12 protein-coding genes and 1 pseudogene are annotated in these 13,201 nt (G+C 71.8%); 10 read left to right on the top strand and 3 right to left on the bottom strand.

Annotation, left to right across the window (positions count from 1 at the left end; all coding sequences use genetic code 11):
• Positions 1-27 precede the first annotated feature (27 nt).
• From mtnA to FB470_RS18015, 3 genes are read left to right on the top strand one after another with little or no spacing between them, the layout of a single operon-like run.
• Positions 28-1,047, top strand: a complete 1,020-nt coding sequence (mtnA, locus tag FB470_RS18025) for an S-methyl-5-thioribose-1-phosphate isomerase (protein ID WP_306993028.1) — start codon at positions 28-30, stop codon at positions 1,045-1,047.
• A 60-nt stretch (positions 1,048-1,107) separates the two neighbouring features.
• Positions 1,108-3,030 (top strand): S53 family peptidase, encoded by a 1,923-nt coding sequence (locus tag FB470_RS18020; RefSeq protein WP_306993027.1) that lies wholly within the window; start codon positions 1,108-1,110, stop codon positions 3,028-3,030.
• A gap of 58 nt (positions 3,031-3,088) precedes the next feature.
• A complete protein-coding gene (locus FB470_RS18015) occupies positions 3,089-3,607 on the top strand; it encodes a hypothetical protein (RefSeq protein ID WP_306993025.1) in 519 nt (172 codons plus the stop codon).
• A gap of 278 nt (positions 3,608-3,885) precedes the next feature.
• Here FB470_RS18015 and FB470_RS18010 read toward each other — a convergent pair whose 3' ends face one another.
• Positions 3,886-4,506 (bottom strand): response regulator, encoded by a 621-nt coding sequence (locus FB470_RS18010; protein ID WP_306993024.1) that lies wholly within the window; start codon positions 4,504-4,506, stop codon positions 3,886-3,888.
• Positions 4,503-5,693, bottom strand: coding sequence for a GAF domain-containing sensor histidine kinase (locus FB470_RS18005; RefSeq protein WP_370876487.1), 1,191 nt, complete (start codon positions 5,691-5,693; stop codon positions 4,503-4,505). Before FB470_RS18005 ends, FB470_RS18010 begins: the two co-directional genes overlap by 4 nt.
• Positions 5,694-5,851: 158 nt before the next feature.
• Here FB470_RS18005 and FB470_RS18000 point away from each other — a divergent pair, with 158 nt between their 5' ends.
• From FB470_RS18000 to FB470_RS17980, 5 genes are read left to right on the top strand one after another with little or no spacing between them, the layout of a single operon-like run.
• On the top strand, positions 5,852-6,643 hold the full coding sequence (locus FB470_RS18000) for an ABC transporter ATP-binding protein (RefSeq protein ID WP_306993020.1): 792 nt from the start codon (positions 5,852-5,854) through the stop codon (positions 6,641-6,643).
• Positions 6,640-7,410, top strand: a complete 771-nt coding sequence (locus tag FB470_RS17995; RefSeq protein WP_306993019.1) for an ABC transporter ATP-binding protein — start codon at positions 6,640-6,642, stop codon at positions 7,408-7,410. Before FB470_RS18000 ends, FB470_RS17995 begins: the two co-directional genes overlap by 4 nt.
• On the top strand, positions 7,411-8,289 hold the full coding sequence (locus FB470_RS17990) for a branched-chain amino acid ABC transporter permease (RefSeq protein WP_306993018.1): 879 nt from the start codon (positions 7,411-7,413) through the stop codon (positions 8,287-8,289).
• Positions 8,282-9,502, top strand: a complete 1,221-nt coding sequence (locus FB470_RS17985) for a branched-chain amino acid ABC transporter permease (protein WP_370876486.1) — start codon at positions 8,282-8,284, stop codon at positions 9,500-9,502. Before FB470_RS17990 ends, FB470_RS17985 begins: the two co-directional genes overlap by 8 nt.
• On the top strand, positions 9,432-10,682 hold the full coding sequence (locus FB470_RS17980; protein ID WP_306993016.1) for an ABC transporter substrate-binding protein: 1,251 nt from the start codon (positions 9,432-9,434) through the stop codon (positions 10,680-10,682). Before FB470_RS17985 ends, FB470_RS17980 begins: the two co-directional genes overlap by 71 nt.
• A gap of 437 nt (positions 10,683-11,119) precedes the next feature.
• Here the strand turns inward: FB470_RS17980 and FB470_RS35985 are convergent.
• Positions 11,120-11,457, bottom strand: a pseudogene (locus FB470_RS35985) (ATP-binding cassette domain-containing protein); the annotation flags it as partial.
• Positions 11,458-11,614: 157 nt separating this feature from the next.
• On the opposite strand from FB470_RS35985, the gene FB470_RS17970 reads away from it, so the two are divergent.
• The gene (locus FB470_RS17970; protein WP_306993014.1) at positions 11,615-12,412 is read left to right on the top strand and encodes a 2-keto-4-pentenoate hydratase; all 798 of its coding nucleotides are present in this window, start codon (positions 11,615-11,617) and stop codon (positions 12,410-12,412) included.
• The gene (locus FB470_RS17965) at positions 12,409-13,182 is read left to right on the top strand and encodes a 2-keto-4-pentenoate hydratase (protein WP_306993012.1); all 774 of its coding nucleotides are present in this window, start codon (positions 12,409-12,411) and stop codon (positions 13,180-13,182) included. The genes FB470_RS17970 and FB470_RS17965 overlap by 4 nt, the downstream gene beginning before the upstream one ends.
• The last annotated feature ends 19 nt before the right edge of the window (positions 13,183-13,201 follow it).

Genomic DNA, 13,201 nt, shown 5'->3' with positions numbered 1-13,201 from the left:
TCGGCAGCGGCGTCCAGATGGCGTTGAATGGAGGGCGTGCGCAGAACCATCGACTGGGTGAAGGGCGCGGTCGAGATCATCGACCAGGTCGCCCTGCCGGGTGAGTACCGGACGTTGCGGTTGAGCACCGTCGACGAACTGATCGACGCGATCCGGCGACTGGCCGTGCGCGGCGCGCCCGCGCTCGGCGGGGCCGGTGCGCTCGGCACGGCACTCGCGGCCTTCGCCCACGACGACCCGGCCGCGGTGCGCGACGACGCGGCGCGGCTGGCGAACGCCCGCCCGACAGCGGTCAACCTCGGCTGGGGCGTCGCGCGGGCGCTGTCCCGGCTCGCCGAGGGTCCCGACGCGGTGCTCGCGGAAGCGCTCGCCCTCCTCGACGAGGACGAACGGCTCAACCGCGAAGCGTCCGCCCGCGCCACCGAACTGATCCTCCAGCACTGCGAACGGCGGCCGTTGCGGCTGCTCACGCACTGCAACGCCGGGCGGCTGGCGACGGTCGGCTGGGGCACGGCGCTCGGCGTGGTCTGGCACCTCCAGGCGGCCGGGCACCTGGAGTACGTGCTGGCCGACGAGACCCGGCCGCTGCTGCAGGGCGCGCGGCTGACCGCGTGGGAACTGGCCGAGGCGGGCGTGCCGCACCGGGTGCTGCCCGACTCCGCGGCGGCGTCGGCGATGGCCCGCGGGATGGTGGACTGCGTCGTCGTCGGGGCGGACCGGATCTCCGCGAACGGGGACGTCGCGAACAAGATCGGCACGTACGGCCTGGCACTGGCCGCCGCCCGGCACGGGCTGCCGTTCGTCGTGGTCGCGCCGTCGTCCACTGTGGACCCGGAATTGCCGTCGGGCGAGTCGATCGTGATCGAGGAACGAGCACCGGAAGAGATCACCACGTTTTCCGGCATTCCGGTCACACCGCCCGGAACGGAAGTGTTCAACCCGGCGTTCGACGTGACACCGGCCGATTTGATCACCGCGGTGGTCACCGAAAAGGGCCCGATGGTGCCGGGAAACCCCATTTGCCGGTTTCCCGACTTTCTTCGGTAACCCGGTAACGAATTCGCCGCCCCCCTGGCTTTTCCGGCACGCGGTTCTAATCTCGGCCCAATGCGAAGAGCTTTGACCGTTGTCGCGTCACTGGCGCTGGCGGGTGGCGTGCTCGCCGCTCCGGCCACCGCCGCCGCACAAGGGCGCGCCGTGATCCCGCTGTCCCACCCGCTGTGGGCGACCCCGCAGTCCAAGGTCGCCGACTCGTCCCCGTCCGCGAAGCTGAGCTTCCGGGTCTACCTCACCATGCGTGACCAGGCCGGCGCGGACGCCGCCGCCCGCGCCGTGTCCGACCCGTCCAGCCCCTCCTTCCGGCACTACCTCTCGCCCGACCAGGTCCGGGACTCCTTCGCGGCGAGCGACGCCACGCTCGGTGCGGTGCGGAACTGGTTGTCCGGCAGCGGGTTCGCCATCGGTGACGTCCCCGCCAACCGCGCCTACGTCGAAGCGACCGGCACCACCGGCCAGGTGGAGCAGGCCTTCGGCGTGGACCTGGCGAAGTACCGGGTCGAGGGCCAGGTGCTGCGCGCGGCCGACAAGGAGCTGTCGGTTCCGGCCGCGCTGGCGGGCGACGTCCTCGGCGTGATCGGGGTCGACCAGGCGACCGCGCTGATGAAGCCGGACACCACGGACGGATCGCCGGCGGACGTGCCGCCCCCGGGCGGCTTCCGCAACGCGCCGCCGTGCAGCACGTACTACGGCGAGAAGATCGACACGACCGACCCGGCGTACAACGGGCAGCAGCGGCCGTACGCGCCGTGCGGCTACACGCCGGCGCAGCTGCGCTCGGCGTACGGGCTGGACAAGGTCCGCGCCGACGGCAGCGGCACCACGGTGGCCATCGTGGATGCCTTCGCCTCGCCCACGCTGTACGCCGACGCGGCCGAGTACGCCCGGCGCAACGACCCGTCGCACCCGCTGCGGCAGTCCCAGTTCGCGGAGAAGGTGTTCCCCGCCAACGTGGACCAGGAGCCGCCGGACCAGTGCGACGCCGCGGGCTGGTACGGCGAGCAGACGCTCGACGTCGAGGCCGTGCACGCGATGGCGCCGGGCGCGAACGTCCTGTACGTCGGCGGGTCCGACTGCCAGGACGCCTCGCTCGACGAGGCGCTGAACTGGATCGTCGCCGGGCACCGGGCCGACATCATCTCCAACTCCTACGGCGACGCGGGTGAGGACATCCCGGCCGCCGAGGTGCGGGTGTGGACGCAGATCGCGCAGCAGGCCGCGCTGGAGGGCATCGGGGTCTACTTCTCCTCCGGCGACAGCGGTGACGAGGCGGCCAGGCTCGGTTCGCCGTCGGCGGACTTCCCGGCGTCGGACTCGTGGGTGACCGCGGTCGGCGGGACGAGCCTCGCGATCGGCAAGGACGGCCGGACGCTGTTCGAAACCGGGTGGGAGACCGGCAAGAGCACCCTGACCGGCGGGGTCTACACGCCGCCCGCGTACACCTCCGGTTCCGGTGGCGGCACCAGCGTGCTGTTCGACGAGCCCTTCTACCAGAAGGGTGTCGTGCCGGACGCGCTCGCGTCGCAGAACCAGCACGGCAAGGCGAAGGGCCGCGTGGTGCCCGACATCTCGGCGGTCGGCGACCCGAACACCGGGTTCCTGATCGGGCAGACGCAGACCTTCCCGGACGGCGTGTACTACGACCAGTACCGCATCGGCGGGACCAGCCTGGCCTCGCCGCTGCTGGCCGGGATCATGGCCGTGTCGGACAACCTCGACGGGTTCCACCACGGGTTCATCAACCCGGTGCTGTACCAGATCGGCTCGCGGTCGCCCGCGGTGCGCGACGTCCAGCACGTCGACGGGGCCGTGATGCGGGTGGACTACGCCAACTCGGTGGACGCCACCGACGGCCTGATCACGTCCGCGCGTGAACTGGACTGGCAGAACCTGTCGATCCACACCACGGCGGGTTACGACAACGTCACCGGTCTGGGCGTGCCCAACGGCCCGGCGTTCCTGCTCCTGCCGTAACGGGGCCGCCGTGGAGGCCGCCGGGAAACCGGTGGCCTCCGCGGTAGGGTTCGAGCACATGGCCCACGAGCTGGTCACCGTCTGCCTGCCGCCCGACGCGCACCAGGACCTGCGGGCCGCGCTCGAGGAGGCGATGGCCCCGTTCGACGTGAACGGCGGCCCGGCCCCGCGCGAGGGCGAGTGGGACCACTGGTGGATCGGCCGGCCCGGCGACGTGTTCGACGTGCACCGCGGTCACGAGGACGATCCGCGCCTGGTCCGGGCGGCGGTGGACGCCTACGGCGAGCCGCGCGAGTGGGTTCCCGGGACGTGCGACGGGGGCCCGCGGGGGCTGCTCGACTTCGCGGGCATGCGCACCCGCGCCGCGCGGCTGGCGTCGCGGTCCGACATCCCGTTCACCCGGCGGACCCCGGAGCGGGCGGTCGCCACGGAGAACCTGCTGACCCTGGACGGCACGTGGATCTACCACGACGACCAGGTGCCCCGGGCCGGGACGGGGTACGTCGAGTTCGCCAACTCCTACCTCGACGAGCTGGCCCCGGACACGATGGTCGTGCGGCTGCGGATCCACTGCTGATCACGGGGTTCCGACACGTGCGCGTGATCGCGTGCGACATCTTCGGCACCACCGTGGACTGGTACAGCGGGGTGCGCGACCAGGTGGCCGAGGTGTTCGGCGCGGCCGGCGTCGAGCCGGACCCGGGCGGATTCGCCTCCGCCTGGCGCGCGGAGTACCTGTCCTCGATGCGGCGGGTACTGGACGGTTCGCGCGAATGGGCCTACATGGACACCCTGCACCGCGAGTCCCTGAAGGGCTCCTCGAAACGCACGGGGTTCCGACACACTGCCCCGCAATCACAGCAGCCCGGCCTCGGAAGCCTTCCCGATCGCCTCCACCCGGTTCCGCGCCCCCAGCTTGTGCAGCGCCGACTGCAGATACGTCTTGACCGTGTTGCGGGTCAACCCGGTCATCTCCGCGATCTCCGGATTCGTCTGCCCCTGCGCGGCCAGCCGCAGGACCTCGTACTCCCGCCGCGTCAAGCCGCTGCGCGCCAGCGCGTCCGACCGCGACGCGTGATCGGGCAGGATCCGCGGGTCGACGACCCGCTCGCCCCGCAACACCCGCCGCAGGGCCGACACCAGATCCGTCCCGGCGACGTCCTTCAGCAAACACCCGTGGGCACCGGCGTCCAACGCGGCCAGCAACCCCTGGTGATCACCGTGCGCCGTGAACACCACGATCCGCCCCGCGGGGTGGACCTGCCGCAGCCCGGCGATCACCTCCGGCGCCAGCATGTCCGGCAACCGCAGATCGAGCAGGATCAGGTCCGGCCGCAGCTCGCCCACGCGCAGCAGCGCACCCCGGCCCGTCTCGGCGCTGCCGATCAGCTTCAGCGACGGCTCGGCCCGCAGCAGCAGGGTGACGCCGTCGCGGACCACCGGGTGATCGTCGACCACCAGGACCGTCGCGGTCACGGCCCCGGCACCTCGGGCACCCACGCCCGCAGCGTGCAGCCGCCGTCCTCGTCGCGCACCAGGCTCACCCGCCCGCCCATCCGCGCGGCCCGCTCGGCCAGCGAACGCACACCCATCCCGGTGCCGCTGCCGGACTCGCCGGAACCGGTGCCGTCGTCGGCCACCACCACCTGCACGCCACCCGCGCTCGGCCCGAGGCTGACCACCACCGAGCACGCCCGCGCGTGCTTCTCCACGTTCAACAGCCCCTCCCGCACCGCGCACACCAGCAACGCCGTGCGCTCGGCGTCGAGCGGCCGGACCGGGGCGAGCTGCACGAACCGCGCCGGCAAGCCGCAGCGCGCCTCGAACGACCGGCAGTGCTCCGCCAGCTCCACCGGCAGCGCCCGCTCCGGTGTCGACTCCGACAGCGACAACAGCGACTCGCGCAACGCCCGCGAGGCCGCCGACACGTCGCCCTCCAGCCGGAGCAGCCGTCCCTCCAGGATCGGGTCCCCGGCCACGTTCTGGTGCAGGTCGCGTACCTGCACCCCGATCGAGAACAGCAGCGCCCCGACCGAATCGTGCAGCGCATCCTGCATCCGCCGCCGCTCGGCGGACACCGCGTCGGCCCGGTCGGACTCGGCCACCCGGGCCAGTTTCAGCGCCGATGCCGCCTGGTCGGCGATGGCCTCCAGCCGCCGCACGGCGTCGTCCCCGAAGTCCGCGGGCTCGCGCATGGCGGCATAGGCGATCGCCAGCGTCTCCGGCTCGCCCCGGCTCCGCCCGATGATCGGGACGGTCAGCAGCGCCGCGAGCCCCTCGCCGGCGACCTGCGCGTCGAACTGGTGCGTGATCGTCGGCGCGTTCAGGTAGTCCGACACCCGCACCGGCTTCCCGGACGCCAGCACCCGGCCGCCGACGCCCTGCCCGGTCGGCACCACGAGGTTCTGGATCGCGTCCGTCCGGTTGCCGGCCATCCACCGGATGACCGCCGTGCCGGGCCGTTCCAGCTCGCCCACGAACGCCGCGTGCACGCCCAGTGACTCACGGATGAGATGCGCTGTCCCCTGCAGCGCGATGACCCGGTCGAGGGTGCCGAGCAGGCCCTCACGCTCGCGTAGCAGCTCGTCGAGCACGGTGCTGTGCTCGATGGCGCGATCCGCGGCGACGCGCTGCTCTGCGGTCACGCGCCCACGATCGCACATCCGCTCCATTCCGGACATCCCCTCTTGGAGAGGGCACGGTTGCGCAAAGGTCCGGCAAACCTCTCCAAGTGGGGGTGTCGGACCGGCGACGGCCGATCAAGGATTGCCGCCACCGAGAGTGACACCCGTCACACGATCGGAGGAGGTGTGGGCCCACGGTGTTGAACGTCCGCGACCTGCACGTGCGCTACGGCCGGTCGGTCGCCGCGCTGCACGGGGTCGACCTGGCCGTGCCCGACGACGGGGTACTGGCCGTCCTCGGCAGCAACGGCGCAGGCAAGTCCACCCTGCTGCGCACCATCTCGGGCACGCTCAAGCTGCACCGCGGGGTCGTCACGGGCGGTGACGTCCGGCTCGGCGACACGCGCATCGACAAGCTCGACCCCGCGTCCATCGTGCGGCTCGGCGTGGTCGAGGTGCCCGAGAACCGCCAGATCTTCACCCGCATGACGGTCGACGAGAACCTGCGCGCCGGCGGCATCGCCGTGTCCCCCGGGCAGCGGGTCAAGGCGCGCGAACGCGTGCACGAGCTGTTCCCGGTGCTGGCCGAACGCGCCCGGCAGCGCGCCGGGCTGCTCTCCGGCGGCGAGCAGCAGATGCTCGCGATCGGCCGGGCACTGATGTCGACACCGCGGGTGCTGCTGCTCGACGAGCCCTCGCTCGGCCTCGCGCCGAAGGTGGTCGACCAGATCACCGGCATCATCCGCGAGATCCACGCGCAGGGCACCGCCGTCGTGCTGGTCGAGCAGAACGCCGTGATGGCGCTGAACGTGGCCGACCACGCCGTGGTCCTGGAGGTCGGCCGCGTCGCGCTCGCCGGGCGCTCGGACGAGCTGTCCCGCAGTGAAGACGTCCAGCGGCTGTACCTGGGCGGGCACGCCGGGGCCGAGACCGTCGCGGCCGCGGAAACCGGGCCGCGCAAGCACTTCCTGTCGAGGTGGGGCGGATGATCCCGGAACTGCGCGTCGAGCACCTGACGCTCCGCTTCGGCGGCCTGACCGCGCTGGACGACGTGTCGTTCTCCGCGCGCGCCGGGTCGCTGCACGCCCTGATCGGGCCCAACGGTGCCGGGAAGTCCAGCTGCTTCAACGTGATCAGCGGCCTCTACCGCGCCACCGAAGGCCGCGTGCTGCTGGGCGACACCGACATCACGGGAGTGCGGCCGCACAGGATGGCCAGGCTCGGGATCGGCCGGGCGTTCCAGAACGCGGCGCTCTCCCCCGGCTCGACCGTCCTGGACAACGTCATGCTCGGCCGGCACGCGCTCACCCGCGGCGGGTTCCTGGAATGCGCGCTGCGCGCACCGTGGACCGTGCGGGCCGAACGCAAGCACACCGAGCGGGCCCAGGAGATCTGCGACTTCCTCGGCATCGGGCGGCTGATCCACACCCCGGTCGCCGCCCTGCCCTACGGCCAGGTCAAGCGCGTCGACATCGCCCGCGCGCTGGCGGTCGAACCGGTCCTGCTGCTGCTCGACGAGCCTGCCGCGGGCATGAACGCGGCGGAGACCACCGACCTGGCCGGCACGATCCGCGACGTGCGGGACGAGCTCGGCATCTCGATCCTGCTGGTGGAGCACGACATGGGCCTGGTGATGGGCATCGCCGACCGGGTCACCGTGCTCGACTTCGGCCGCCGCATCGCCGACGGCCCGCCCGCCGAGGTGCAACGGGACCCGGAAGTCATCAAGGCATACCTGGGAACGGAGGCCGCGTAGATGCACACGTTCCTGCAACTGGTGGTGAACGGCGTCGGCAAGGGCGCGGTGTACGCGCTCCTCGCGCTGGGATTCGTGATCATCTTCAAGTCCACCGAGGTGATCAACTTCGCGCACGGCTCGCTCGTGCTCTTCGGCGGCTACCTGGTGGTCGCCACCCGCGACGCGCTGGGCTGGACCGGCGCGGCGTTGCTCGGCGTCGCCGGCGCGGGCCTGCTCGCGGTGGTCGTCGAGCGGCTGCTGTTGTCCCGCTCCAAGCTGGCCGATCCGAACAGCCTGGCCCTGCTGACCATCGGCGTCGACGTGATCGTGACCGAGGAGATCGTGCGGCGCCTCGGCGTCAGCGTGCCGTTCATCGGAGCGGCGTGGGACGCCAAGCCGATCCAGGTCGGCGGCATCACGCTGTTCCGCACGCACCTGGTCGCGATGGCCGTGGCGGCGGTGCTGATCACCGCCTTCTACCTGGCGTTCAAGTTCTCCAACTGGGGTGTGGCGATGCGCGCCCAGGCGGAGAACCGCGAGGCCGCCGCGTTGATGGGAATCCGCAGCCGCGGGGTCACCATGACCGCGTGGCTGGTCGCCGGCCTGCTCGCCGGGGTCGCGGTGCTGTTCCTGGCCACGCAGGACTTCAGCGGCGCGGGCCTGTCCCGCGCCACGCATTCGATCGCGCTGGCCGCGTTCCCCGCCGCGATCCTCGGCGGCCTGGACTCGACGGCGGGCGCGGTCGTCGGCGGTCTGATCGTCGGCCTCGTGGAAGCCCTGTCCGCGCAGTACATCTCGTTCGACTTCTCCAAGAGCGCGGTGTTCCTGGTGATGCTGCTGGTGCTGGTGATCCGGCCGTCCGGCCTCTTCGGAACGAGGGAGATCACTCGTGTCTGAGCTCGCGACGCGGACAGCGGTGACCGCGACGCCCGTGAAAGCTCCGGCGAAGTCGCTGCGCTGGCTGAAGCTGGCCGCCTGGCTCGCAGTGCTGGTGGTCCTGCTCGCCCTGCCGCTGTACCTGCAGGCCGAATGGCTCAAGGCCGGCCAGTGGATGATGACCGGCGCGGTCGGCGCGATCGGCCTGACGATGCTGGTCGGGCAGGCCGGCCAGCTGTCGCTGGCGCACGCGTTCTTCCTGCTCGCCGGCGGCACGACGTACACGGTGCTGGCCAGCGGCACCGAGGACGGCCGGGTGGTCGGGTTCGGCCTCGACCCGTTGCTGTCGCTGCTCATCGCGGTCGCGTTCACCGCGCTGCTGGGCCTGGCGTTCGCACCGGTGTCCGGGCGGCTGCGCGGCATCTACCTCGGTGTGGCGTCGCTGTCGCTGGTGTTCCTCGGCCTCTACTTCGGACAGTCGGCGGACCGGCTGACCGGCGGCACCTCCACCGGCCGCACGCCCGCGCCGTTCGCGCTGTTCGGGTTCACCTTCGACAGCTCGGGCAGCCTGCAGATCCTCGGCGTCCCCATCCGGCAGGCCGAGAAGATGTGGTACCTCTACCTGGCACTGACGGTGATCGCGTTCGTGCTGGCGCGCGGTGCGGTCAACAGCCGGGTCGGCCGGTCGTGGCGCGCGGTGCGCGACCACGAGGCGTCGGCCGCGGCGATGGGCGTCAACGTGGCCAGGGCCAAGGCCGGCGCGTTCGCGGTGTCCTCCGCGTACGCCGGGCTGGCCGGCGCGATGACGGTGCTGTGGTTCGACATCCTCAAGCCGGACGAGAACGAGTTCGGCACCTACGGCATCAACGTCTCGATCGCCTACCTGGCGATGGTCATCATCGGCGGCCTCGGCTCGATCGGGGGCGCGCTGGTCGGCGCGCTGATCGTGTTCGGGCTGCCGCAGGTGCTCTCGCTCTACTCGACGCAGCTGGGGATCTTCACCGGGAGCGGCGAGGGCGCGTTCACCCCGGTCCTCGTCAGCACCTTCGTCTACGGCGCCGCGATCATCCTCGTCGTGCTCTTCGAGCCGGGCGGGCTCGCGGCGATCGGCCGCCGGATCACCGGCAGCCTGCACAGGGATCGCAAGAAGGAAGGAACGCTCGATGAAACAGCGGCTTTCCCTGGCCCTCGCGGCGATGCTGATCATCGCCGCGTGCGGCACCAAGGCGGGTGAATCGGGCTCGTCCGGCTCCGACGCCTCCGGCGTCAAGACCGATTTCGGCGTGACGGCGAGCGACATCACCCTCGGCGTGATGACCGACATGACGGGACCGTTCAAGAACCTCTCGATCGGCATCACGCACGGCAACCAGCTGTGGGTCAACGACTTCAACGCCGCGGGCGGCGTGTGCGGACGGAAGGTCGGGCTGCAGGTCGTCGACCACGCGTACAAGGCCGACCAAGCGAAAACCCTGTACCCGCAGCTGGAGCCGAAGGTGCTCGGGTTCGTCCAGGTGGTCGGCTCGCCGATCATGGCCGCGCTGAAGCAGAACATCCAGTCCGACAAGGTGACCACCACCCCGGCTTCCTGGTCCTCGGAACTGCTGGACAACCCGTACGTGATGATCGTCGGCACGACCTACGACGTCGAGATGATCGACGGCATGTCCTACCTGCAGGACCAGGGGATGATCAAGGACGGTGACACCGTCGGGCACATCTACATCGAGGGCGAGTACGGCGCGAACGGCCTGCGCGGCTCGCGGTACTACGCGCAGCAGCACCACCTGAACCTGCGTGAGGTCAAGATCACCTCCTCGGACAACGACCTGACCAACATCGTCACCGGCCTGCGCGGCGAGGGTGTCAAGGCGATCATGCTGACCACGACCCCGGCGCAGACCGGTTCGGTGGCGGCGGCGAACAAGGCGCTCGGGCTGAACGTGCCGTTGCTGGGCAACAACCCCACCTACGACCCGGTCCTGCTGAACAGCCCGGCCGCGAACGCGCTCGACCGCCTGTACGTGGTGGCGAGCAGCGTGCCGTACTCCGCGGACATCCCGAAGGCCAAGGAGGTGTCCTCGAAGTACAAGGCCGCCGCCTTCCCCGAGCCGCCGAACGCGGGCGTGGACTACGGCTACGCGGTCGCCGAGGTGTGGGGCACCGTGCTGAAGAAGGCGTGCGACAACAAGGACCTGACGCGGGACGGCATCCTGCGGGCCCTGCAGCAGACGACCTCGGCCGACACCGGCAACCTGGTCGCCGCGCTGGACTTCTCGAAGGCCGGCGCACCCCCGACCCGGCAGGTGTACGTGGCGCAGGCCGACGCCACCGTCGAGGGCGGCATCAAGTACGTGAAGCCGCTCTTCGAGGCACCGGAAGCGAAGGGCTACGTGGCCCCGCACCAGAAGTAGGCCGGTGCGCTGGTGGCCCGCCGCCGTGGGCGGGCCACCGCGCCCATCCCCACCGCTCGCGACCAGCATCACCACGATGACCACCCGGCGCGGCCACCGGCTCGCCGCGCCGGGGGGGGAGCCGACCGGGCTGCGATCCGGCGACCTTCCGGCGGCCGATCCAGGCCGCCACCACGCTCGCCACGACTACGCCCGCGACCGGCAGGCCGAACCCCGGCGCAGGCCGCCGAGCGTGACCCCCACTGTGGACACCATCGCGAACACCACGATCCCCACCACCCGAACCCGGTGGACAGCAGCGCGGTCATCGCGGACACCAGCGCCATCCCGATCACCGCGACGAGCCCGGTGGCCAGCAGCCGGCTCGACGAGCGTCGCCATCCGGTTCGCCGCCGCGGCCGCCGCCGGCCGGGCCATCTGGTCGACGATCAGGCCGTCGCCTGGCCCTGGTCGGCGAGCCCGCGCAACCGGCCGAGCACCTCGCGGGCGCCGCTGCGGATGTCGAGCGCGCCGGCCGGCTCGTCGGCCAACACCCCCGGGCCGGTGATCAGCGCCCGCGCCACCGCGACGCGCTGTTTCTGCCCGCCGGACAGCTGGTCCAGCTCGACGATGCCCGCGGTCGGCGTGCGAAGCCCGGCGGCGCAGTGCAGCAACGTCGTCTTGTCCGAGCCCGACGACCGATGATCGCGGTGAAGGAGCCCGGCGGCACCTCCAGGTCGACGCCGCGCAAGGCGTCGACCGGCCCTGCTTCCCCCTCGAACCGGCAGTGCTGCACGACGTCAACACCGAATGGGGCGAGCTGCTGTTCCAGGCTCTCGGCGAGGGCATCGTCGGCTCCCACCACTGCGGACCAGCGGCCCGGGTCTGACGCGTGCCGCCGAGCGGGACGCCACGCTTGCGGTGGCGGCGCGCGGGCGGCGAAAGTTCCGGGTATGGATGCGACAGCGGTACGGGAGGCGGCCGACCTCCTGCTGCAGGCCTACGCGGCGGGCAAGCCCATCGCGCCCCTGATCGAGAGCCACCCGGGCGCGACCGTCGAGGACGCCTACCGGATCCAGCTGGACCAGGTGCGCGTGTGGACCGGCGAGGGTGACGAGGTCAAGGGGCACAAGGTCGGGCTCGCGTCGGCGGCGATGCAGCGCCAGATGGGCGTCGACCAGCCCGACTACGGTCACCTGACCGGCAGCATGTTCCACCTGGAGCACCAGCCGATCCCCGTCGGCCGGTTCCTGCAGCCGCGCATCGAACCGGAGATCGCGTTCGTGCTGGGCCGGAAGCTGTCCGGACCCGGGGTGACGGTGGCCGACGCGGTGCGCGCCGTCGACTTCGTGGTCCCGGCGCTGGAGATCGTCGACTCGCGGATCGAGGACTGGCGGATCTCGATCGTGGACACGATCGCGGACAACGCCTCGTCGGGCGGGGTGGTGCTGGGCAGCCGGCCGACCTCGCTGTCCACAGTGGATCTCCGGTTGGCCGGGTGCACGCTGCACGCCAACGGTGAGCTGGTGGCCACCGGCGCGGGTGGCGCGGTGCTCGGATCACCCCTGAACGCGCTGGTGTGGCTCGCGAACACGGTCGGGCCGCTGGGCATCGACCTGGAACCGGGGCACGTCGTGCTGCCCGGTTCGATGACCAGGGCGATCCCGTTGCGGCCGGGTGACACGGTGGTGTCGACGGTCGCCGGGCTGGGCAGTGTCACCGCGGTGTTCGGGTCGAAGGAGGACGCGTGAGCGAGTGGAGCATCGCGGAGGCGGCGCGGGTGCTGCTGGCGGCGGCTGACGCGGGGACGGCCCGGGGGCCGCTCACCGCGGAGTGGCCCGCGCTGGACGTGCGGACGGCCTACGCCGTGCAGGACGAGGCGCTGCGCCTGCGGCTGGCGCGGGGCGAGAAGCTGATCGGCCTGAAACTCGGTCTGACGTCGAAGGCCAAGCAGGAACGGATGAACGTGGACCGGCCGGTGATGGCCTGGCTGACCGACGCCATGGTGCTGCCCGCGGCGGAGCCGCTGCCGCCGTTGATCCACCCGCGGGCCGAGCCGGAGATCGTGTTCGTCCTGGGTTCCCGGCTGGCCGGGCCGGGCGTGACGGCGGCGACCGCGATGGCGGCGGTGGACCGGGTGTACGGCGGGATCGAGATCATCGACTCGCGGTACCAGGACTTCCGTTTCGCCGCCGCGGACACGATCGCGGACAACGCCTCATCGGCGGTGTTCCGGACCGGGCCGCTGGGGCTGGCGCCGGGCGGGCTGGACCTGTCCCTGGAGGGTTGCCTGCTGGAGGTCGACGGGGCGATCGTGGACAGCGCGACCGGCGCCGCGGTGCTCGGGCATCCCGGTGAGGCGCTCGCGCTGGCGGCGAACTCGCTGGCGGAGCGGGGACTGGCACTCCAGGCGGGGTGGATCGTGCTGACCGGCGGGCTGACCGACGCGGTGCCGGTCGACGCGGGATCCCGGGTGGCGGCCCACTTCACGAGCCTGGGCTCGGTGACGGTCGCGGGGTGACGTAGGGCGTGGGCGTTGA

It is taken from the genome of Amycolatopsis thermophila (assembly GCF_030814215.1).
GTDB lineage: Bacteria > Actinomycetota > Actinomycetes > Mycobacteriales > Pseudonocardiaceae > Amycolatopsis_E > Amycolatopsis_E thermophila.
Note: the sequence above shows the minus strand (reverse complement) of the source record. Positions and strands in the feature narration are given on the sequence as shown.